This is a genomic window from Nonomuraea glycinis (assembly GCF_014646515.1).
In the GTDB taxonomy this organism is placed as follows: Bacteria; Actinomycetota; Actinomycetes; order Streptosporangiales; family Streptosporangiaceae; genus Nonomuraea; species Nonomuraea glycinis.
Genome location: NZ_BMNK01000005.1, coordinates 416,261 through 437,451 on the forward strand (window position 1 = coordinate 416,261; position 21,191 = coordinate 437,451).

The following is a 21,191-nucleotide window of genomic DNA, read 5'->3' on the forward strand; positions in this document are numbered from 1 at the left end:
GCAGTGGCACAGTTCGACCTGATCGTCAGCGATGTCAGGGTCGTCAGGCACGACCGGGCCCAGGCGGAGGTCGCCGACATCGGCGTCGTCGACGGCCGGATCGTCCGCGTCGCGCAGGGCCTGGACCCCGCCGAGGCGCGCACGGTCGTGGACGGCGGCGGCAAGCTGGCCTTCCCCGGCGTGGTGGACGCCCACCAGCACTGGGGGATCTACAACCCGCTGTCCGTGGACACCGAGACGGAGAGCCGGGCGTGCGCCCAGGGCGGCGTGACCTCCGCGCTGACCTACATGCGGACCGGCCAGTACTACCTCAACAAGGGCGGCGAGTACGCCGAGGTCTTCCCCGAGGTCCTGGCCGCCTCCGACGGCCGCGCGTACGTCGACTACGCCTTCCACCTCGCGCCGATGATGCGCAAGCACATCGAGGAGATCCCCGCGCTCGTGCGCGACCACGGGGTGACCTCGTTCAAGGTGTTCATGTTCTACGGCAGCCACGGCCTGCACGGCCGCTCCGCCGACCAGAACGCGTTCCTGATGATCCCCGAGGGGGAGCGGTACGACTACGCGCACTTCGAGTTCGTCATGCGCGGCATCCAGGCCGCCCGCGAGCAGTTCCCCGACCTGGCCGACGAGATCTCCCTGTCGCTGCACTGCGAGACGGCCGAGATCATGACCGCGTACACCAAGCTGGTCGAGGAGGAGGGCACCCTCACCGGTCTGGCGGCCTACAGCGCCTCGCGCCCGCCGCACTCGGAAGGGCTGGCGGTCAGCATCGCCTCCTACCTCGCGCACGAGACCGGACTGCCCACGATCAACCTGCTGCACCTGTCGTCGGCCAAGGCCATGGACGCCGCGCTGCGGATGGCCGAGGCGTTCCCGCACATCAACTTCCGCCGCGAGGTGACGATCGGCCACCTGCTCGCCGACATCGACACGGCCAGCGGCATCGGCGGCAAGGTCAACCCGCCGCTGCGCCCGCGCGAGGACGTCGAGGCGCTCTGGGGCCACCTGCTCGACGGCAAGATCGACTGGGTGGTCAGTGACCACGCCTGCTGCCGTGACGAGCAGAAGTTCGGCGACCAGCGCGACGACGTCTTCCTGGCCAAGTCCGGCTTCGGCGGCGCCGAGTACCTCCTGCCCGGCCTGGTCACCGAGGGGGCCAAGCGCGGCCTGTCCTACGGCGACATCGCCAAGCTGCTCTCCTGGAACCCCGCCCAGCGGTTCGGCCTGCGCTCCAAGGGCGCGATCGCGGAGGGCATGGACGCCGACTTCTCCCTCGTCGACCCCGCGTCCACCTGGACCGTGCGCGCCGAGGAGTCCGAGTCCACTCAGGAGTACACGCCGTTCGAGGGATTCGAGCTCACCGCCAAGGTGGTCGACACCTTCCTGCGCGGTCACCGGGTGCTGGAGGACGGCAAGGTCGTGGGCGACCCGCAGGGCCGCTACCTGCCCCGGCCGGCCGGTCGCTCGTGACCCCTCGCAGTTATCTGTACGTCCCCGCGGACCAGAGCGACAAGCTGGCCAAATCCCGCGCGAGCGCGGCCGACGCCCTCATCCTCGACCTTGAGGACGCCGTGGCCGCGGGGAGCAAGGAGACGGCGCGCAAGCAGGCAGGGGAGTTCGTCGTCTCCCTCGGCTCCGCGCCGGCCACGCCCCAGACCTGGGTACGGGTGAACGCGGACACCGTCGAGGAGGACGTGGCCGCGGTCGCCGCTCCGGGCCTGCGCGGCGTGGTCGTCCCCAAGGCCGACCCCGAGGTCCTGGCCAGGGCGGACGCGGCGCTGACCCGGGCGGAGACGGCACACGCCCGGCCGGCGGGAGCGTTCGCCGTCCTGGCCCTGATCGAGTCGGCCGTCGGCGTCGCGCGGGCGGAGGACGTCGCGGCCGCCCCCCGGGTGGTACGGCTCGGCCTGGGCGAAGCGGACCTGGCCGGCGAGCTCGGCCTGCGGCCCGGCCCGGCGCGTGAGGAGCTGTGGCCGATCCGGTCCCGCATCGTCGTCGCCTCCGCGGCGGCGGGCATCCTCGCGCCGGTGGGACCCGTGGACACCGCGGTGCGCGACACCGGCCTGCTTCAGGAGACCACCCGGACCCTGCTGCGCCAGGGCTTCCGGGCGCGCACGGCCATCTCCCCCCGTCAGCTCCCGGTCATCAACGAGGTGTTCACCCCGGACGCGGACGAGCTCGCGGTGGCGCGTGATCTCCTCGATCGCCTCGCCGAGGCGGAGCGGCGCGGCAGCGGTGTCGCGCTGGACGCCGCCGGCCGGCTCATCGACGCCGCGGTGGCTCGCACCGCCCGCGAGGTGGTGGGCAGAGCGCGCTGACCCGAGAATCCGGTGTCGATGGCTGCTCGAGAGTCGCTCGGCCGGATCCTCCCTGAGGCGAACTGCCCGGATGCGGGCCACCGGGGGACTCAGGGCCGCGATCTCGATCGCGACCCTGAGTCACCTGATGGCCCGCATCGTCATGCCGGGATCTGCGTCAGGAGGCCAGGACGCCGGTCGACGCGAGTGCGGCGGCTTCGGCGCCTGCCCGGCGACCGAACACCGAGCCCGCGGCGAGGCCACTGCCGCCGGGGTAGTTGTGGAAGAACAGCCCGCCCGCCATCTCTCCCGCGGCGAACAGCCCGGGGATCACCTCGTCGGCCTCGTCGATGACGCGACCGGAGGTGTCGATCTTCACTCCTCCGAAGGTGAACGTGATGCCGCAGGTCACGGCGAACGCGAGGTAGGGAGGCTGGTCGAGGGGCTGGGCCCAGTTGCTCTTCGGCGGGGTGAGTCCGGTCGTGCCGAGCCCGTCCTTGACGGCCGGGTTGAACGGCCCGAGGCGGGTGGCCGCGTTGTACTCCTCGACCGTGGCTGTCAGCCCGGCGGCGTCGATGCCGGCCTGCTCGGCGAGCTCGGCGATCGAGTCTGCCTGGAAGCGGGAGACGCCGGGCGCTTCGTACTCGGCCTCGCGCAGCAGGGGAGCCGTCTTCGCGTCGAAGATCTGGAACGCGAGGGCGCCCGGCTGGCGCAGAATCTCCGCGCCGTACTTGGCGTAGGTGTAGTTGCGGATCTCGGCCCCCTCGTCGAGGAAGCGCCGGCCCGCCGTGTTGACCACGATGCTGAGCGGATACGACTGCTTGGTCAAGCGGTTCGTGAGCTCGAGGTCGCCGCTCTCCGGCGCGTTGGCGTCCCACGCCACGGCGTGGCAGCCGCTCCAGTGGCCCGCCGACTGAGCGCCCGCGCGTAGTGCGGCCGTGAGCACGCCGCCGGTGTTGTGCGGGGTGCCGCGCACCTTCGCGAGGTCCCAGTTGGGTCCGAGATACTGCGCGCGCAACATCTTGCTGGCCTGAAACCCGCCGGCGGCCAGGACCACGGCGCCCGCCCGGAACTCCGCCGTGCCCGCCGCCACGCCGACCACGCGCCCGTCGGGATCGCGCAGGACGCGGTCGACGGCGGTGTCGCAGCGGACCCGCACACCGGCACGTTCGGCCGCCGCCAGGTGCTGCGCCACCAGCCCCTTACCGCCGTCGACGGTGGCCAGCGGCAGGCCGCCCCAGAACCGGAAGCGGTTGTCCCGCTCGTATGCCTGGCGCTCGTACTGCAGGCGGAACCGCACTCCGTGGCCGCGCATCCACCGCACGGTGTCGGCGACGCCGTGCACCATCGCGTCGGTCAGTGCGGGATCACACCGTCCGAGCGTCACCCGGCGCATGTCCGCCGCGAACTCGGCAGGACCGTAGGGATCGATATCGGTGTACGGCAGGCGCTCGTCGGGGTCGTCGATGATGTCCGCGAGGTCGTCGATGTCCTGGTAGGTGGTACGGATCGCCCCGGCTGTGAAGTAGGTGTTGCCGCCGATCGTCCCCTCCGGCCCCTTCTCGAGCATCAGGACTCGCGCGCCCCGCTCGGCCGCCGCGTGCGCGGCGCAGAACCCTGCGTTGCCGGTGCCGACGACGATCACGTCCGCGTGGTCATCCATGGATGAAAAACCTCCTGGTCTTGGTGGGACAGGTCAGCTGGCAGTCGGATTCGTCCGCATATGGACTCGTTTGGAGAGGATCCGGATGGCCGTCGCCTTGTGAAAGTGCTGCAGTGTGACGCTCTCCGCCGTGTCGGCGTCGCGTGCGGTGATCGCCGCGAGAATCGCCCGGTGCTCGTCGAGGGCCTGTCTCTGGCGGGCCTCCGAGCTCAGGGTGGTGGAGTTCAGTCGTTCGATCAGGGAGCGCGTCTGCTGCAGGAAACGCCTGAGCGCGGAGTTGCGGGCCGCGTCCCATACCGCGTCATGGAAGGCGTGGTTGAGATCGACGATGTCGGAGACGTCGCCGCCTATGGCCGCTTCGAACCGCTCGGTGAGCTCCTCCAGCAGCGCGAGGTCAAGATCGGTGCGGGTGGAGGCGGCGAGCCGGGCGGCCAGCGCCTCCAGTGAGTCGCGGACGGTGCACGTCTCGGACAGCTCGTCCGCGGAGAGCTCGTTGACGAGCAGGCCGTGCTGCGACGCGCGCAGCAGGCCGTCCGACTGGAGACGGCGCAGCGCCTGCCCCGCCGGAGTGCGGCTCACGTTGGCCCGCGCCGCGATGTCGCCCTCGACCACTCGGATGCCCTCGGGCAGCTCGCCCCGGATGATCGCGTGCCGCAGGTAGTCGTACAGCTCGTCGGCAATGGGCCTGTTGCCGGGCAGTGCAATCGCCGGCGCGTCGACGGGCGCCTCGAAGGGTTCGTCCATGCCTCAGAGAATACATGTGAATACCTCGGTACTCAAAGCGTCTCTTATGCGTCCGACGTCGGGCTCGCGTGCGGCGGAGAGCGGGCTGTGAATTGCGCTGTTCTCGCACGTAGATCGCCGATGGATGCCGGGAAAACTCGTCCTTGTATGTCGGAATACGGTCGAGTACAGTCGCATTCCATGCAAGAGAGAACGGTTGTGGACGCCGTCACAGCAGCGCTGGTCGCTGAGGGCACCGAGGTGATCTTCGCGCTGATGGGCGACGGAAACCTGGACCTGCTCACCCAGATCTCGATGACGGGGCGGATCAAGCTGGTGCACGCCTGCCATGAGCAGGGCGCGGTCGCGATGGCCGACGGCTACGCCCGCTTCTCCGGGAAGCCCGGAGTCGCGAGCGTGACCCACGGTCCCGGTCTGAGCAACACGGCCACGTCGCTGCTGACCGCGGTGGCCGCCCACTCCGCCGTCGTGCTCATCGCCCCCGACACCCCGACCGGAGACCTGAACCATCCGCAGCGGTTCGACCAGCAGTCGTTCATCCGGTCGACGGGCGCGATGTTCCGGCCGCTCCACCGGCCCGACACGGTGCACGCCGACACCGGTGCGGTGTTCCGGCACGTCCGGTTCGGGAAGGGTCCGGCGGTGCTGAACGCCCCCACCGACGTGCTGCTCGCCCCACTGCCGCCTGACACGACGCCCTACCGGCCGGCGGCCGGACCACCGGCTGGACCGGCACCGGATCCCGCGGCCGTCGACGCCGCGGTGGCAGCGCTCACCGCCGCGCGGAGGCCGGTGATCCTCGTCGGCCGTGGCGTGCCGCCCGGAGACGACGCCGCGGCGGTCGGTGAGCTCGCCGACCTGCTGGGAGCCCCGATCACCACCTCACTCAAAGCCAAAGGGCTGCTTGCCACCCATCCCCGCAGCCTCGGCGTGGCCGGCGGGCTCGGCGCGGGCCCCGCCTCCCGCGCGCTGGCGGACGCCGACTGCGTTCTCGTGCTGGGCGCCACCGCTAACCCGTGGACGACCGACGGCGGCCTGGACGGCGGCGTGATCGTACACGTCGATCACGATGCCGAAGCGATGGACAGGCACTCGCGGGCGGCCGTCGCCGTCGTCGGCGACGCTGTCAAGACCGTGGCCGTCCTGCGCGACCGGTTGACCGCCGCCGGTGCGCGCACCGGCTGGACTCCTCCCGCCGAGGAGAACCACCGGGCCGGCTCCGCGGCCGACACCTCACCGGTCCCCCCGCAGGACGTCGTCGACGCTCTCGACGCGGCGCTGCCCGAGGATCGTCTGCTGGTCGTCGATGCCGGTCACTTCGGCTCATACGCGCAGCAGACGTTGCGCAGCTGGGATCCCCGCCGATACGCCTTCACGCACGACTTCGGCGCGATCGGCCAGGCCCTGGGCGTGAGCATCGGCGCGGCCTTCGCCAGACAGGGCGAGCGGGTCACGGTGGTGCTCGGCGACGGATGCCTGATGATGAGTCTCAACGAACTCGCCACCGTGCGGCGCTACGGGCTCCCGCTGACCGTGGTGGTGATGAATGACGGGGGTTACGGCCAGGAGCGTCACAGCCTCAGGGCCAAGGGGCTCCCCGTCACGGAGTCTGAGCATGCGTGGCCGGACATCGCCGGCATCGCCCGGGGTTTCGGAATACCCGCCCACTCCATCGGACACACCGCGGATCTCGCCATCCTGCCGCGGGTGCTGGCCGAGGAGACAGGGCCGGTGCTGTTCGACGTGCACATTGACCCGGACGCCCAGAATCGGGCGTTCGCCGACATAGCCGCTCGGCTGCGAGGTTCCTCGCAGGATGTTGAAGGAGAAAGACGTTGACGCGGATAGATGCGAGTGACGGCGGCCCTGACGCCGCGACCCCGGCTCCGACTCCGGAGGAGGCTTCCCGGGTCGCCAAGGCGGCGTTCATCGGGACCACGATCGAGTGGTACGACTTCTACATCTACGCGAGCACCGCGACGCTCGTGTTCGGCACGCAGTTCTTTCCCGCGATGTCCCCGGTCGCGGCGACACTCGCCTCGTTCGCGACCATCGCGGTGGCCTTCATCGCCAGGCCGATCGGTGGCCTGATCTTCGCCCACTACGGCGACCGGGTCGGCCGGAAGACGACGCTGATCGCGTCCCTGATGCTGATGGGCATCAGCACGATGCTCGTGGGTGTGCTGCCGACCTATGCCACCGCGGGCGCGCTGGCTCCGGCCCTGCTCGTCCTGCTCCGCTTCGTCCAGGGCGCCGCGGTGGGCGGCGAATGGGGCGGCGCCGTCCTGATGGCCAGCGAGTTCGCGCCGCCCGGCAGGCGAGCCCGGCTGTCGAGCTGGGCGCAGCAGGGCGTCACCGCCGGTCTCGCGCTGTCGACCGCCGTCCTGCTGACCGTGACCCTGCTGGTCCCCAAGGAAATCTACGTGGAGTGGGTCTGGCGGTTGCCCTTCCTGTCCAGCGCCGTGCTGATCGTCGTCGGGCTGGTGATGCGGCTGCGCCTCGACGAGTCGCCGATATTCAAGGCCGGCAAGAAGTCCGGCGACACAGCCGGCGCGCGTCTTCCGATCGCGACCGTGCTGCGCGAGTCATGGCGCTCCGTCGTCCTCGCGACCCTCGCGTACGTGACCGTGAGCGCGACCTTCTACGTCGCCTTCGTCTTCTTCCTCTCCCATGCCACCGGGCCGTTGAAGATCAGCCAGGCGGCGGCGCTCACCGCGGTGCTGCTCTCGGCGGGGGCGTACAGCATCGGTCTGAGACTGTCCGCCGGGGTGGCCGACACGCGAGGCCGTCGTACGGCGCTGCTGCTGGGATTCGGCGGGATCCTGGTCGTCGTCTTCCCCTCGATCGCGCTCATCGAGACCGGCTCACCCGTCCTGTTCGCCGTCGGCCTCGCGCTCCTGGCCTTTCCCGTGGGCTGTGCCTACGCCCCGATCGGTGTCTACTTCGCGGAGCTGTTCCCCACCGCCACCCGCTACTCGGGCATCACCGCCGCCAACCAGGGCGGATCGCTGCTGGGCGCGGCGGTGGCGCCGTTCATCGCCATCGCGCTGTTCAGCGCGGTCGGCATGTACGCCGTCGGCGCCTACGTGGTGCTGGTCACGCTCATCAGTGCCGCCGCGGTGTGGGCTCTCGGTGAGACCCGGCACCTGAACTTCGAGCGGTGAGGAGTACCGTGCTCAGCATCGATACCGCCGTCCGGGTGGCAAGTGAGCTGGACCTCGCCCATGTCCCCGAGCAGACGTTGCGCCGCGCCCGGCTCGTCATCGCCGACACCGTCGCGGTCGCCGCCGCCGGGGCCAGGACGGCGGAGATCGCCGCGCTGGTGGCCCTCGACGAGCACGACGCGCTGGTGACCCCGGCGGATCGGGCCGGCGCGGGGCACACGGCGACGGTGCTCACGACACCGCGCCTGAAGGCCCATCCGGCGTACGCCGCGTTCCTCAACGCGACCGCGGGCACCAGCCTCGAGCTCGATGAGGGCATGCGGCCCACGGGCCATCCCGGAATGCACGTGATCCCGGCGGCACTCGCTGTCGCCGAACGGGTGCACGCGCCGGGCGCCGACCTCGTGCGAGCGGTCCTGGCGGGGTATGAGGTCAGCAGCCGGCTCTTCCGCGCGTTCCGCCTGCGGCAGGGCGTCCACCCACATGGACACGTCGGCGCGGTCGGCGCCGCGGTCGCCGTGGCACTTCTCGACGGGACCGATCCGGTGACAGCGGCCACGATCGCGGCGACCAGCCCGCTGTTGTCCGTGTGGCAGGCCTGCTATGACGGCGCGACGGCGCGCAACGCCTACACCGGATACGCCGCGCAGAGCGGTGTACGAGCCTCCGCCCTGGCCCGCGCCGAGTTCACCGGCTCAGCCGCCGCGCTGGAGGTGGCGTTCGGTCAGATAGCGGGCGAGATCGTGAACGGGTCGGTGCTCACCGAGCCGTTGCGCTATGACGACCTCGGCATCTCTCGCAACTACTTCAAGGTCCACAGCGCCTGCGCCCTGTCGCACAGCGCCGTGGAGGCGGCACTGGCCATCACGCCCGTTCGCCCGGAAGAGATCCGTCAGGTGCTGGTCGACACGGTGGCCGTCAACCTGAAGATCGACCGGCAGCCGGCCGCGAACGACCTGTCCGGCCGGTTCTCGCTGCCCTACGCGGTGGCGACGGCGCTCGTCCTCGGCCGCAGCGACGTGGAGGCGTTCCGCTTCCGCCCCGAGGTCGCTGCCGTGGCCGAGAAGGTGCGGGTGAGCGTACGGCCCGAGTTCGAGGCCGAGTGGCCGGAGTCCGCCCCGGCGCGGGTGACCGTGGTGACCGATGACGGCTCCACGGCCGCGACCGTACAGAATCCGCGTGGCCACCACACGCGCCCGCTCACCGAGGCCGAGCACCGGGAGAAGTTCGCCACGCTCGTCGGCGACCGGCGGACGGCGACGGCGTGGTGGGAACGGCTCGACGGGCTGCTCGCGGTCCCCGACTGCGCCGACCTGTTCGACGGAGAGCGATGACCAGGGCAGTGGTGAGCCTGCTGGCCATGGGCGGCACCATCGCCACCGCACCCACCGCGGGCAGGGCCACCCCGCACCACGGAGCCGCCGATCTCGCCGGCCTGATCGAGGACCTGCCGGTCGACATCCGGACGAGCGACGTGCGCACCATCTCCAGCCGGGCCGTCACGCCGGCGGACATGTGGACGCTCGCCGAGGCCGTACGCCGCGAGATCTCCGCCGGCGCCGACGGGGTCGTGATCACGCACGGCACGGACACCCTGGAGGAGACGGCCTACGCACTGGCCCTGCTCGTGGACACCGCCGTTCCCATCGTGCTCACCGGGGCCATGCGTGCCCCGCATCTCCCCGGCGCCGACGGGCCGGCCAACCTCGTCGCCGCCGTCGTCGCGGCGCTCCACAGGCCCCTGGCCCGGTACGGCCCGGTGGTGGTGTTCCAGGACGAGATCCACGTGGCCCGGCTGGTGACCAAACAGCACAGCACCCGGGTCGCGGCGTTCTCCTCCCCGTCCGCCGGACCTGTCGGATTCGTGATCGAGAACGAGGTCGAGCTCCTGCTCGGCCCTCCACCGGAGCCCGACCGGCTGACGGCCACGGCTCCGCCGGACGTGAAGGTGGAGCTCGTCATGGCGGTGGCCGGTTCCGACGGGAGGCTGGTCGACGCGATCGCCGGCGACGTGGCCGGGCTCGTCGTCGCGGGCACCGGCGCCGGGCATCTCTCCCCGGCGCTGGCCGAAGCGGTCGTGCGTTCGGTGCGGTCGGGCCGGCCCACCGTCCTGACCAGCCGCTGCGCCGACGGCCCGATCCTTCGGCGCACGTACGGCGGACCCGGATCGGAGACGCACCTGCTTGGCGAAGGAGTGCTCGCGGCACGGACCCTGTCGCCGGCCAAGGCACGGCTCAGACTGCTCTTCGGCCTGTCCGCAGGACTGTCCGCCGGGGACCTCTTCCCTCCTCGCACCTCACCCACCACGCCCTATGGCGATGAAGGAGCTGACCGTGACCGCATCACGTGACTTCGTCGGATACGGTCAGAATCCGCCGGAGTTCAGCTGGCCGAACGGTGCCCGGCTCGCCGTCAACTTCGTGATCAACTACGAGGAGGGCGCGGAGCGCAACCTCCTCGACGGCGACACCACCCGCGAGACCCTGGTCGAGGCGAAATACGACGTCCCCGAGGGGGAGCGTGAGCTCTTCGCCGAGTCGACCTTCGAGTACGGCAGCCGCGTCGGCATCTGGCGGACGCTCCAGGCGCTGGACGATCACGGCGTCATCCCCACCGTGTTCGCCTCGGCCCTCGCGTTGGAGCGGAACGCGCCCGTGACGGAGGCGATCATCAAGCGAGGGTGCGACGTGGTCGGGCACGGCTACCGGTGGATCCCGCACACCGGCATGACCGTCGATGAGGAACGCCGCAACATCGAGCACTGCGTCACCGCGCTGGAGGGTCTCACCGGCCGACCCGTCAAGGGCTGGTTCACCCGGCCGCCGAACACCGTGCACACCCGTTCGTTGCTGGCACAGGCCGGCCTGGCCTACGACGCCGGCTCGGTCAGCGACGACCTGCCGTACTGGGACCAGGTCGACGGGCGGCCGTTCCTCATCGTCCCGTACTCGCTGGACGTCAACGACACCAAGTTCTACAAGGGACAGTTCTTCACCGCGGACGACTTCGCCCGCTATGCCATCGACTGCTTCGAGGTCCTGCTCGCCGAGAGCGCGCGGCACCCACGGATGATGTCGATCGGGCTCCACCCCAGGATCATCGGGAGACCGGCCCGGCTGGCGGGCCTGCTACGCGTGCTCGACCGGATCAGCGCGCGCGACGACATCTGGATCACGGGACGGGACGCCATCGCCGACTTCTGGCAAGAACGTTTCCCCCCTGCCGAGGGCGCAGCCTGAGCGGCGTGACCGGAAGGCTCGCCGCGTCCCTGGTGCGCTCATCGAGCCAGACCTCGTGCAAGCGGCTTGCCGCGGTCATCCGTCGGCCGGCGCCTGCGGCTCGGGAGCTCCGTCGTAGCGGGTGTAGGTGGCGGCCATCGTCCCTGACGGGTCCAGCCTGGTCAGGAGGGCGTCGCCGATGGCGGTGAGCTGCTCGAGCTGCTCGCCGGTGAGCGCGTCGATGACGTGGTGGTGGACGGTCGCCACGTGGCCCGGCGCCGCCTGCCGTACCTTCTCCCAGCCGTCGTCAGTGAGCAGGACGTTGGTCGTGCGGCGGTTCTCCGGGCAGGAGCAGCGCTCCACCAGGCCCCGCCCCTGCAGGCGGGTCACCACGTGGGAGAGCCGGGGCAGCGTGGCGTTGCTCAGCCGGGACAGCTCGGTCATGCGCAACGTCCGGCCGGGCGTCTCGGAGAGCGTCGCCAGCACCTGATACTCGAACTCCGTCAGGCCGGCGTCGCGGCGCAGCTGGGCGTCGAGCACGCCGGGGAGAAGCGCGAGCACCGCGCGGAGCCGGATCCAGGCGCGTAGCTGCGGCCGGTCGAGCCAGGGAGTATCCACGGTCACGTCCTTGTCGGGAATGGTTGTCGCGACAAGTTTGCTGTACAGAGCAGCGCTTGTCGCGACAACCAATCTTCCCCCACGGAAGCAGCCCCGCCGTCCTGGCACACCGCAGCATCACCGGCATCAAGGAGCCAGCATGACCTCGCCTGACGCCTCTCCGACCGCCGCCGCCGACGCCCGCGTCCCGGCCGCGCACCCGTTCGCCGCGCACCTGCGGCGGACCGCCGCTCTCGAGGCCGCTGACCCGCACCGGTCGTGGACGCCGCAGGACGGGCCGCTGCCCAGCCTCTATCTGTCCCACGGCGGCGGCCCCCTGCCCTTCGGCAGCCCCGAATGGCTCACCCCGCTGCACGACTGGGCCCGCGCCCTGCCCAAGCCGAAGGCGATCCTGGTCGTCTCCGCGCACTGGGAGTCCGCGCCGCTGTCGGTGAGCGCCGACCGGCCCGACGAGCTGGTGTACGACTTCGGCGGCTTCGACCCGCTCTACTACACCTTCCGCTACGACACCCCGGACGCCGGCGCGCTGGCGCGGCAGGTGGTGGGCTCCATGCCGGGCGCCGAGCAGGTGCACCGGCACGCCGACCGCGGCCTCGACCACGGCGCCTGGGTGCCTCTGAAGATCATGTACCCGGCGGCCGACATCCCGGTGCTGCAGCTGAGCCTGCCCACCGAGGACCCCGACCGGCTGCTGGCCATCGGCGAGCGGCTGCGGCCGCTGCGGGAGCAGGGCGTGCTGGTGGTCGGGTCAGGGCACATGACCCACGGCCTGCCCTACCTGACCAGGGAGATGTTCGTGGACAACAAGGTGCCCGGCTGGTCGGCCGACTTCGACGCCTGGGCCGCCGACGCGCTGGCCCGTGGCGACGTCGCCGAGCTCGCCCGCTTCCGCACCGCCGCCCCGGGGATGCCCTACGCGCACCCGACGGTGGAGCACTTCACCCCGCTGTTCGTGACGCTCGGCGCGGCCACCGACCCCACCGCGCCGGTGCTGACCACGCTCGACGGCTATGGCGTCGGCCTCTCGCGGCGTTCCTTCCAGGCCGCTTGAGCCCGAACCGGCAGGACCAGGTCCGGCACGACGAGGAGGTCACCCGCACCGCCGCCTTCCCTCACTCCGCAGGGGGGCCGTCGTGCCGGTGCTGGAGGCGGAGCTGTCGTTTGGCGAACTTCCCGGTCGCCGTCTTCGGGATCTCGGGGATGAAGAGCACCTGCTCGGGGATCCACCAGCGGGCGACGTGCGCGATCAGGTGCTCGCGCACGTCGTCGGGGGTGAGGTCGGCGCCGGGCTTGGGGACCACGTACGCGACAGGGCGTTCGCCCCAGCGGGGGTGCTCCACGCCGATCACCGCGGCCTCGGCGACCCGGGGATCGGCCATGATGGCGCCCTCCAGCTCGACCGAGGAGATCCATTCACCGCCGGACTTCACCAGGTCCTTGGTCCGGTCGACGATGCGCACGTAACCATGGCCGTCGATGGTGGCGACGTCCCCGGTTCTGAGCCAGCCGTCGTCGGTGAACGCCGGGCCCGGCCGCTCCTCGCCCACATAGCGGGCGGCGATGGTGGGGCCGGCCGCCTGCAACTCGCCCGGCGTGGTGCCGTCCCAAGGGACCTCCGAGCCGTCCTCGCCGATCAGCCGGAGCTCGATGAGCGGAGCCGCGGGGCCGGGCGAGCCGATGACCGCGCGCCGCGCGTCCGGGTCCAGGCCGTCGTGCACGGTCGCCGGCCGCGCCACCGTCACCACCGGGCTGGTCTCCGTCATCCCCCAGGCGTTGGTGAGGGGGATCCCGATGGCCTGCTGGTAGGAGCGCGACAGGGCGTCGTCGACCGGGCCGCCCCCGCAGATGATCGTCCGCAGGCCGGACAGGTCGTGGCCGGCCAGCAGCGGCTCCAGGCTGCGCCACACCGTGGGCACCGCGGCGGTGAAGGTGACGCGATGCCGCTCCAGCTGTGAGATCAGCTCCGCGGGCCGCATGGCCGGTCCGGGCAGGACGAGATCCGCGCCGCACATCATCGCGGCGTACGGCAGCCCCCAGGCGTTGACGTGGAACATCGGCACGATCGGCATCACCACGTCACGCTCGCGGATCCCGAACGTGTCGACCATGAGCAGCAGCAGGGTGTGCAGGACCATCGACCGGTGGCTGTAGAGGACCCCCTTCGGATCGCCGGTGGTGCCGGAGGTGTAGCAGAGCGCCGCCGCGGCGTTCTCGTCCGCGATCGCGAACTCCCCGTCGAAGGGCGTGACCTCGGCGAGCAGCGTCTCGTAGTCCAGGATCCGGGGATCGTCGGGCAGCGGCACGTCGGCGCCGTCGTCCATGACCACCACGTGCCGCGGGCTCTTGAGGGAAGCGACCGGCGGCCACACCGCGGGCAGCAGTGACCGGTCGACGAAGAGCACGTCATCGGCGGCGTCGTCGACGATGTAGCGGATCTGCTCGTGGAAGAGCCGATGGTTGACCGTGTGCAGCACCCGGCCGGTGCACGGCACCGCGAGATACAACTCGACGTGCCGCTGGCTGTTCCAGCCGAACGTGCCGACCCGGGCGCCGCCGGGGACGCCGAGCCGGTCCAGCACGGCCGCCAGCCGCCGCGTACGCGCGCAGACGTCGGCCCACGTCGCCGTGGTCTCGCCGCCGACGCGACCCGTCACCACTCGCTTGTGCCCGAAATACCGCTCCACCCGGTGGAAGACGAGGGGGAGGGCCAGGGCGTGCTCCTGCATCAAGCCGTACATCTCGTCGACAGCCTCTCTGGAGCCCTGCGGAGGAAGCTCAGCGCTTACTGAGCGCATAGTCAGTACTGGCGGCGACACTTGTCAAGCAGGCGAGCTCTACGCGCTGGTGGGGCGCCGGTCGCGGACGGCGGCGGTCATGTGGACGGCCAGGTCGGCATAGAAGGCGCCGAGCGTGGCCGGAGTGTCGGTGCCGTCCACCCGATACCAGCGGACCAGATCCACGCCCAGCGACAGGATCGACCGCGCCAGGCGGCTGACATCGTCCGGATCCGCCGTCGCGCCGTCGACGAGGCGGCGCACCGCGTCCCGGAAGACGATGGTGAACTGCGCGCGCAGGTCGTGGATCTCCGCATAGTGCTCGGGAGACAGCGGCGTCAGCTCGTTCTGGCACACCCGCGCCACGGTGTGGTGCTCGGCGTGCCACTCCACGAACGCGGCGACCGCCCGGCGCAGGTGGGTCTCCGGATCGCCGTCGGCGGGCAGCGCCGCCCGCAGCGTCTCCAGGGCACGGCGGTGACCGCTGCGCACGATCTCGAACAGCACCTCTTCCTTGGTGGCGAAGTGCACGTACAGGGCGCCGGGGGTCAGCCCGACCTGGCCCGTGATGTCGCGTGTCGTCGTCGCCTGGAACCCCTTCTCGGCGAAACAGCGCACGGCGGAGCCCAGCAGGGCCTTGGTCACGTCCGAGAGGTCCTCGTCCCAGAACTTCTCGGACGGTTCGTCCAGCCGCACGAGCGGGGGATGGCCACCCCGTCGCGGGCCGCGACGCTTCGCGACCATCCCGGATCCCCCCTGTGCTCACCTCGACGCGCCGACATTACCGTCCCGCTGTTACATGTACGCGCACATCTTGACACCTCCTCGGGCGCGTATTAACTATGCGCTTAGTAAGTAAATCCTGGCTCGCCATGAAGGAGATGGGGGCATGCGCAAGGGCATCGTGGTCACGGCAAAGCCCGGGGTAGAGGACCTGGCGGCCAAGGCCGAGGAACTCGGGTACGACAGCTTCTGGGTCTACGACACGCCGATGGTCAACGGGGACCCCTTCGTCGGACTGGCCCTGTGCGCCAAGGCGACCAGCCGCATCCGGCTTGGGATCGGCGTCACCTCGCCGGCCCTGCGTTCGGCCCCCGCCTGCGCCGCCGCCCTCGGCAGCCTCAACGCCCTCGCGCCCGGCCGCGTCGTCTGCGGCGTCGGCACCGGCAACACCGCCCGGCGGACCCTGGGCATGAAGCCCACCACGATGGCCGCGCTGGAACGTTTCACCCGGCAGCTCCAGGACCTCACCGCGGGCCGCCCCACCGAGTACGGCGAGGGCGGCCGCACCCGCGACGTCCGCTTCCTGCACGTCGGCGACTACGTCAACACCGAGGACCCGATCGAGTTCGTCGTGGCCGCCTTCGGCCTCCAAGCCGCCCGCATCGCCGGCCGCCGTGGCGCCGGCACCATCTCCTTCGGCCTGCTCGACCCGGCGGCCTGGCAGGCGTTCGCCGAGGCGCGCACCGCCGCCGCGGACGAGGCCGGCGTACGGACGCCGACCGCCTCGTACGTGATGACCTCGATGCACATCCTCGCCGAAGGCGAGAACCCCTACGGCGACCTCGCCCGCGACTCGATGGGCCACGTCGCCATGGCGCTGCTCACCTTCACCGCCGACAACCCCGCCTTCGCGGAAGGGCTCGAACCCGAGGAGCGCGAGGCGGTCCAGCGGCTCCTCGACCGGCGTGGCACCACCGCCACCGCCGACGACCGCCACTTCGTGCTGTACGAGAACTACCTCGGCCGCATCTATCCCCAGGACCGCGACCTGATCGTCCCCTCCCTGGTCGACAAGGTCGGCCTGGTCGGCACCCGCGACGACCTGGTCAAGCGCGTCGCCGCCCTCGAAGCCGCCGGTATCGACGAGCTGGTCCTCCAGCCCGTCCTCGACCCCGAGCGGGAGATGGCCGACTTCGCCCGGCTCCTGTGACCGGCCGTTCCCAGGCGGGCACCCTTGACACTGACCTCCCGCTCAGTAACTATGCGCTTAGTAACTGAACCGGCAACCACGCAGCCACCTAGAACCACCCCGGGACGACCAGCGCGAGCGCCGGTGATCTCGTACAGGTCGGTCTGAGTGCGCGCCCCTTCGCCGCCCGCGGCCCGGCCGACCGCGGGAGCCATCACCCCCCACCACGTCGAAGGGTCGGATAGTCATGTTCCGCACCGGATCCCCAGGCACCGCTCTCGCCGCCGGCACCCTCGCGCTCACCCTGCTGACGACGGCCTGCGGCGGCCAGGCCGCCGCGCCTCCGTCCGGCGGAGCCTCCGCGACATCGCTCTCGGGCAAGACGATCGCCCTGGTCGGCTACGGGAACAGCAACCCGTGGGGCGCCTACTTCAACAAGGTCTTCACCGAGCGGCTGGCCCCCACCGGCGTGCGGGTCGGCGACATGACGACGATGGACCCGGGCACCCAGGTCCAGAAGTTCAACCAGGCCGTGGCGCAGAAGCCGGACCTGATCGTGACCTTGATCCTCGACACCACGGCGATGGCGGTGCCGATCAAGAAGGCCACCGCCGCCGGCATCCCGGTGCTCGCCGTCGACGGCCCGCCCGACCCGGGGGTGGCGGACGAGGTGATGTCGGTGCTCTCGGACAACGAGAAGCTCGGCGAGTACGCCGCGCAGAACATCGTCGAGGGCCTCAAGGCCCAGGGCCGCGACTCCGGCGACATCATCGTCCTCACCGGCACCAAATCCATGCTCGTGACCCAGCACCGGATGAAGGGCTTCGCCAAGGTCCTGGCGACCGCGCCGCAGTACAAGGTTGTCGAGGAGCAGGACGCCAACTGGGATCCCCAGCTCTCCGGCACCATCGCCCAGCAACTCCTGGCCAAGCACGGCAAGGACGGGGTGCAGGCCGCGTACGGCATGGCGGACTACATGGCCCTGCCGATCATCCAGGCGGCCAAGCAGGCCGGCTTCGCCATCGGGGGCAAGGACGGCCTGATCGTCACCGGCGGCAACTGCTTCAAGGCCGGCATCGACTCCATCAAGGCGGGCGAGCTGTACGGCACCGCCACCGAGGATCCGGGCACGATCGCCGAGCAGACCGCCGCCTACGTCGTACGGTATCTGGCGGGTGAGAACCCGCCGCGCAGCGAGACCGTCCGTGAGGAACGGGTCACCGCCGCGAACGTGAGCCGGTTCGCCGAGCAGTGCAGCCACGCATGAGCCCATCGGCGACCGACAGCCCCCCGATCCGCGTCGAGGGCCTGGCCCGCGCCTTCAACGGCGTCCCCGCGGTTCGGGAGGTCTCCTTCACCGTGGGCGCCGGTGAGATCCACGCGCTGTGCGGCCACAACGGCGCGGGGAAGAGCACGGTGGTGAAGATGCTGTCCGGGCAGCTCGCCCCCGACCGCGGTCGCATCGTGATCGGCGGTGAGCCGGTCGAGCTGCGCAGCCGCCAGGCCGCTCAGCGCGCGGGCGTGGCGCTCGTGGACCAGGAGCTGAGCGTCGTACCGGCCTTGACGGTGCTCGACAACATGCTGCTCGGGGATCTCGACGTGCCGTTCGTCAACCGCCGGCGCAAGGCCGTGGCCCGGTGCCGGCGGATCCTGGACGACATGGGCCTGGAGCGCATCAGCCCGGACCAGCCGCTGTCGGCGCTCGGCATCGGGGAGCGGCAACTGGTCGAGGTCGCCAAGGCGCTCGGCCAGAACGCCCGGCTGGTGATCCTCGACGAACCCACCGCGACCCTCAGCGACGCCGAGAGCCGGCACGTGTTCGCCGCGATCCGCCGGGTCGCGGCCACGGGCTGCTCGGTCATCTTCGTCTCCCACCGGCTGACGGAGGTCCTTGAGCTGTGCGACGTCGTGACCGTGCTGCGCGACGGCCGCGATGTCGCCACCCACCCCGCCGAGGACCTGACCGTGGACGAGCTGATCACGAAGATGCTCGGACAGACGCGCCGGCCGCCGTCCGCCGCCCGCGAGCCGGGCCGGGACCGCGCACCCGGGTTGCGGATCGAGCACCTGCGCGTGCCCGGACGGCTCGCCGACTTCACCCTCACCGCCCAGGCGGGCCGCATTCACGCGCTGGCCGGCCAGCTCGGCAGCGGCGCCTCCGACGTCCTGCGCGCCCTCGCCGGACTGCACCCCGGGGCGACGGGAACGGCGGAGCTGCGCGGGCGACCGGTCGCGCTCGGCGACCCGGTCGGGGCCGCGCGCGGTGGCATCGCCTTCGTGTCCGGCGACCGCAAGTCCGAGGGCCTGTTCCTCGGCAAGCCGACCGCGTGGAACCTGGTCGCGACCCGCCTGCCCACGCTGGGGCGCGCCGGGGTCGTACGCACCCGTCGCGAGCGCCGCACCGCCCGATCGCTCGCCGAGCGGTCGGGCCTGCCGGAGCGGTGGCTCGACGAGCCGGTGGTGACCTTGAGCGGAGGCAACCAGCAGAAGGTCTTCGTCGGTCGCTGCCTGGAACATGAGAACGTCCGCGCTCTCCTGCTGGACGAGCCGACCCGGGGGGTGGACGTGGGCGGGCGCGCGGAGATCCACCGGCTGCTCCGCCAGGCCGCCGATGCCGGGCTCGTCGTGATGTTCGCCTCCACCGAGTTGGAGGAGCTGCTCGACCTGGGCGACGTGATCGTCACGATGCGGGACGGCCGGACGGTGCGCCGGTACGAAGGCGACACCGACGGCGCGCTGCTCCTGCGCGACATGACCCACGGACCGGGACCGTCATGAACACGGCCGACGACTCCGAGGGTGCCTCCCGGAGGTGGCGGCCCAGGGCCGTCGCGGTCGGCCTCGCCGTTCTCCTCCTGGTCCTGCTCCTCGTCCCGGCCGTGACGACGCCCCGGTTCCTGACCCTCGACAACGCGCGCGCGATCCTCGCCTCGGCCGCCTTCGTGGGCATCACCTCGGTCGGCGCCACCATGGTGATGATCGCCGGGTCCGGGGTGTCGCTGGCCACCTCCCAGATCGCGACCGTCGTGGCGATGCTCTTCCTGGGCCCGCAGCACCTGGGCCTGTGGACCGCACTGCTGATCGCGCTCGCGGCCGGCATCGCGCTCAGCGCGGCGCAGGGCGCGGTCATCGGCTTCTGGAACGCCGACCCGATCGTGCTCACCATCGCCGGCGGGTTCGCGATCGGCGGCGCGGCCACCTGGTTCAGCGGCGGGAGCACGGTCTACCCCGCCGCGCGGGGGTTCGACGTGCTCAACGCCACCCCGTTGGGCCTGCCGCTGGCCGTGTACGTCCTGCTCGCCGTCACGGTGCTCGTCGAAGGGACGCTGCGCCGCACCACGGCCGGTCGGCAGATGTACCTGGTGGGGGAGAACCGGGCCGCGGCGCGCGCCGCCGGCCTGCCCGTCGGCCGGGTCACCGTGATCGCGTGGGCCGTCTCCGGCGCGTGCGTCGCCCTGACCGGGATCTTCCTCGCCTCGTTCCACACCTCCGCCACGGTGACGCTCGGCGGCACCCTCACCCTCGACGCCATCGCGGCGGTCCTCGTGGGGGGCACCGCGATCTCCGGCGGTCACGGCTCCGCCGTGCGGACCCTGGGCGGCGCGGTGCTCATCTCCGTCATCTCCGACGTGCTGCTGCTGCGGGGCTACTCGACCGGCGTGCAGATCCTCGTGAAGGGAGTCCTCGTGCTCGCGGTCGTCGTCCTCGTGCACGTACGCGCCACCAGGGGCCGGCGATGACCCGCCGGTGGCCGGCCCGGCCGGAGCAGCTGATGCCGACGGTCTCCCTGCTGGCCGCGCTGGCCGCGTTCGGGTGCTCGCCGCTGCTGAGCGGCAGGCCCCTTGAGCCGTTCGACGTCTACAACGCGCTGCAGGGCTTCGCCCAGCTCGGCCTCCTGGCCCTCGCCCTCGGGATCACCATGATCGCCGGCGAGTTCGACCTGTCGGTCGCCGGGACGTACGCGCTCGGCGGCATGCTCGCCGTCCAGACCGGCGCGTCCTCCCCGGTCCTGGGCGTCCTGGCCGCCGTGGCCGCCGGCGCCGCCATCGGCGCGGTGCAGGGCGGGCTGATCGCCCGGCTGCGCATCCCGTCCATGCCCGTCACGCTCGCCACGTACATCGCCCTGCTGGGGCTGACGTACGCGATGTCGGGCGGGCTGAGCAGGACCTACACCAACGGCGACGCGACCTTGTGGGTCGACCGGACGATCGCCGGCGTCTTCTCGCCCCGGAGCCTGCTGACGCTCGCCGTGTTCCTCGTCGCCGCGACCGTGCTGGGCCGCACCAAGCTGGGGCGCGAGCTGCGCGCCATCGGCGGCGACCGCCGGGCCAGCCGGGTCGCCGGCGTCGGCGTGGACCGGCGGATCGTCGGGATCTTCACGGTGTCGGGGACCCTGGCGGCGCTGGGCGGCGCCCTGCTCGGCTACAGCTACGCCTCGGCGAACCCGGACCCGGGGCTGCAGCCGCTGATCCTCGCCGTCGTGGCCGCGCTGCTCGGCGGCGTGTCGCTGGCCGGCGGTCGCGGCGCCCCGCTGGGGCTGCTGGCCGGCACGCTGGCGGTGGCGCTGCTCGCGCAGCTCGTGGCGGTCACCGCCCTGCCCGACTTCTCCACCCAGCTGCTGTACGCGGCGCTGCTCGCGGTGATCGTCGCCATCGAGAGCCCCGGGCTGCGTCAGGCGGTGGAGCGGCGGCGAGCCCGCCGCGCGAACGCGGCACGACGCCGGCCAGGCGTCCTGCCATGACCGGTAGAAGGAGCAGGGCGGGCTCCCGTACGACATGGCCGTCGGCCCGTGGGCCAC

General features: G+C 71.6%; 18 protein-coding genes. 13 read left to right on the plus strand and 5 right to left on the minus strand.

The window, feature by feature from the left end:
* Positions 1-3: 3 nt before the first annotated feature.
* On the plus strand, positions 4-1,473 hold the full coding sequence (locus IEY87_RS17840) for a dihydroorotase (RefSeq protein ID WP_189139783.1): 1,470 nt from the start codon (positions 4-6) through the stop codon (positions 1,471-1,473).
* The gene (locus IEY87_RS17845; protein WP_189139784.1) at positions 1,470-2,321 is read left to right on the plus strand and encodes an HpcH/HpaI aldolase/citrate lyase family protein; all 852 of its coding nucleotides are present in this window, start codon (positions 1,470-1,472) and stop codon (positions 2,319-2,321) included. The genes IEY87_RS17840 and IEY87_RS17845 overlap by 4 nt, the downstream gene beginning before the upstream one ends.
* A 157-nt stretch (positions 2,322-2,478) precedes the next feature.
* On the opposite strand, the gene tcuA is transcribed toward IEY87_RS17845, so the two are convergent.
* Positions 2,479-3,963 carry an FAD-dependent tricarballylate dehydrogenase TcuA gene (gene tcuA, locus IEY87_RS17850; protein ID WP_189139785.1) on the minus strand — a complete coding sequence of 495 codons (1,485 nt, stop codon included), beginning with the start codon at positions 3,961-3,963 and terminating at the stop codon, positions 2,479-2,481.
* Positions 3,964-3,996: 33 nt separating this feature from the next.
* Positions 3,997-4,707 (minus strand): GntR family transcriptional regulator, encoded by a 711-nt coding sequence (locus IEY87_RS17855; RefSeq protein ID WP_189139786.1) that lies wholly within the window; start codon positions 4,705-4,707, stop codon positions 3,997-3,999.
* 180 nt (positions 4,708-4,887) lie between these two features.
* Between IEY87_RS17855 and IEY87_RS17860 the strand changes: the two genes are divergently transcribed.
* Genes IEY87_RS17860 through IEY87_RS17880 form a run of 5 tightly spaced genes read left to right on the plus strand, consistent with a single transcriptional unit; the run spans position 4,888 to position 11,110 of the window.
* The gene (locus tag IEY87_RS17860) at positions 4,888-6,546 is read left to right on the plus strand and encodes a thiamine pyrophosphate-binding protein (RefSeq protein ID WP_189139787.1); all 1,659 of its coding nucleotides are present in this window, start codon (positions 4,888-4,890) and stop codon (positions 6,544-6,546) included.
* The gene (locus IEY87_RS17865) at positions 6,543-7,871 is read left to right on the plus strand and encodes an MFS transporter (protein ID WP_189139788.1); all 1,329 of its coding nucleotides are present in this window, start codon (positions 6,543-6,545) and stop codon (positions 7,869-7,871) included. The genes IEY87_RS17860 and IEY87_RS17865 overlap by 4 nt, the downstream gene beginning before the upstream one ends.
* Before the next feature lie 8 nt (positions 7,872-7,879).
* The gene (locus IEY87_RS17870) at positions 7,880-9,205 is read left to right on the plus strand and encodes an MmgE/PrpD family protein (protein WP_189139789.1); all 1,326 of its coding nucleotides are present in this window, start codon (positions 7,880-7,882) and stop codon (positions 9,203-9,205) included.
* Positions 9,202-10,221: an asparaginase gene (locus tag IEY87_RS17875; protein ID WP_189139790.1), complete on the plus strand. Its 1,020-nt coding sequence runs from the start codon at positions 9,202-9,204 to the stop codon at positions 10,219-10,221. Before IEY87_RS17870 ends, IEY87_RS17875 begins: the two co-directional genes overlap by 4 nt.
* Positions 10,205-11,110, plus strand: coding sequence for a polysaccharide deacetylase family protein (locus IEY87_RS17880; RefSeq protein WP_189139791.1), 906 nt, complete (start codon positions 10,205-10,207; stop codon positions 11,108-11,110). The genes IEY87_RS17875 and IEY87_RS17880 overlap by 17 nt, the downstream gene beginning before the upstream one ends.
* Positions 11,111-11,185: 75 nt before the next feature.
* On the opposite strand, the gene IEY87_RS17885 is transcribed toward IEY87_RS17880, so the two are convergent.
* Positions 11,186-11,707: a MarR family winged helix-turn-helix transcriptional regulator gene (locus IEY87_RS17885; RefSeq protein WP_189139792.1), complete on the minus strand. Its 522-nt coding sequence runs from the start codon at positions 11,705-11,707 to the stop codon at positions 11,186-11,188.
* Between the two features lie 139 nt (positions 11,708-11,846).
* Here IEY87_RS17885 and IEY87_RS17890 point away from each other — a divergent pair, with 139 nt between their 5' ends.
* The gene (locus IEY87_RS17890; RefSeq protein WP_189139793.1) at positions 11,847-12,758 is read left to right on the plus strand and encodes a dioxygenase family protein; all 912 of its coding nucleotides are present in this window, start codon (positions 11,847-11,849) and stop codon (positions 12,756-12,758) included.
* A 61-nt stretch (positions 12,759-12,819) separates the two neighbouring features.
* On the opposite strand, the gene IEY87_RS17895 is transcribed toward IEY87_RS17890, so the two are convergent.
* Together IEY87_RS17895 and IEY87_RS17900 are read right to left on the minus strand one after the other, a co-directional pair.
* A complete protein-coding gene (locus tag IEY87_RS17895; RefSeq protein ID WP_189139794.1) occupies positions 12,820-14,445 on the minus strand; it encodes a long-chain fatty acid--CoA ligase in 1,626 nt (541 codons plus the stop codon).
* 96 nt (positions 14,446-14,541) lie between these two features.
* The gene (locus IEY87_RS17900; RefSeq protein WP_189139795.1) at positions 14,542-15,177 is read right to left on the minus strand and encodes a TetR/AcrR family transcriptional regulator; all 636 of its coding nucleotides are present in this window, start codon (positions 15,175-15,177) and stop codon (positions 14,542-14,544) included.
* Positions 15,178-15,370: 193 nt separating this feature from the next.
* Here IEY87_RS17900 and IEY87_RS17905 point away from each other — a divergent pair, with 193 nt between their 5' ends.
* The 5 genes from IEY87_RS17905 (at position 15,371) to IEY87_RS17925 (ending at position 21,134) form a co-directional block, all read left to right on the plus strand.
* Positions 15,371-16,414: an LLM class flavin-dependent oxidoreductase gene (locus tag IEY87_RS17905; protein WP_189139796.1), complete on the plus strand. Its 1,044-nt coding sequence runs from the start codon at positions 15,371-15,373 to the stop codon at positions 16,412-16,414.
* A gap of 226 nt (positions 16,415-16,640) precedes the next feature.
* On the plus strand, positions 16,641-17,660 hold the full coding sequence (locus IEY87_RS17910; protein WP_189139797.1) for a sugar ABC transporter substrate-binding protein: 1,020 nt from the start codon (positions 16,641-16,643) through the stop codon (positions 17,658-17,660).
* On the plus strand, positions 17,657-19,171 hold the full coding sequence (locus IEY87_RS17915; RefSeq protein WP_189139798.1) for a sugar ABC transporter ATP-binding protein: 1,515 nt from the start codon (positions 17,657-17,659) through the stop codon (positions 19,169-19,171). The genes IEY87_RS17910 and IEY87_RS17915 overlap by 4 nt, the downstream gene beginning before the upstream one ends.
* Entirely contained in the window at positions 19,168-20,133 is a 966-nt protein-coding gene (locus IEY87_RS17920; RefSeq protein ID WP_189139799.1) for an ABC transporter permease, read from the plus strand. The genes IEY87_RS17915 and IEY87_RS17920 overlap by 4 nt, the downstream gene beginning before the upstream one ends.
* On the plus strand, positions 20,130-21,134 hold the full coding sequence (locus IEY87_RS17925; RefSeq protein WP_189139800.1) for an ABC transporter permease: 1,005 nt from the start codon (positions 20,130-20,132) through the stop codon (positions 21,132-21,134). Before IEY87_RS17920 ends, IEY87_RS17925 begins: the two co-directional genes overlap by 4 nt.
* Positions 21,135-21,191 lie beyond the last annotated feature (57 nt).

Bases quoted from the DNA above. Each gene is read 5' to 3' on its own strand.
- IEY87_RS17905 (WP_189139796.1), top strand. From the start codon at position 15,371: ATGCGCAAGGGCATCGTGGTCACGGCAAAGCCCGGGGTAGAGGACCTG.
- tcuA (WP_189139785.1), bottom strand. From the start codon at position 3,963: ATGGATGACCACGCGGACGTGATCGTCGTCGGCACCGGCAACGCAGGG.
- IEY87_RS17875 (WP_189139790.1), top strand. From the start codon at position 9,202: ATGACCAGGGCAGTGGTGAGCCTGCTGGCCATGGGCGGCACCATCGCC.
- IEY87_RS17890 (WP_189139793.1), top strand. From the start codon at position 11,847: ATGACCTCGCCTGACGCCTCTCCGACCGCCGCCGCCGACGCCCGCGTC.
- IEY87_RS17855 (WP_189139786.1), bottom strand. From the start codon at position 4,707: ATGGACGAACCCTTCGAGGCGCCCGTCGACGCGCCGGCGATTGCACTG.
- IEY87_RS17860 (WP_189139787.1), top strand. From the start codon at position 4,888: ATGCAAGAGAGAACGGTTGTGGACGCCGTCACAGCAGCGCTGGTCGCT.
- IEY87_RS17925 (WP_189139800.1), top strand. From the start codon at position 20,130: ATGACCCGCCGGTGGCCGGCCCGGCCGGAGCAGCTGATGCCGACGGTC.
- IEY87_RS17895 (WP_189139794.1), bottom strand. From the start codon at position 14,445: ATGTACGGCTTGATGCAGGAGCACGCCCTGGCCCTCCCCCTCGTCTTC.
- IEY87_RS17920 (WP_189139799.1), top strand. From the start codon at position 19,168: ATGAACACGGCCGACGACTCCGAGGGTGCCTCCCGGAGGTGGCGGCCC.
- IEY87_RS17915 (WP_189139798.1), top strand. From the start codon at position 17,657: ATGAGCCCATCGGCGACCGACAGCCCCCCGATCCGCGTCGAGGGCCTG.
- IEY87_RS17910 (WP_189139797.1), top strand. From the start codon at position 16,641: ATGTTCCGCACCGGATCCCCAGGCACCGCTCTCGCCGCCGGCACCCTC.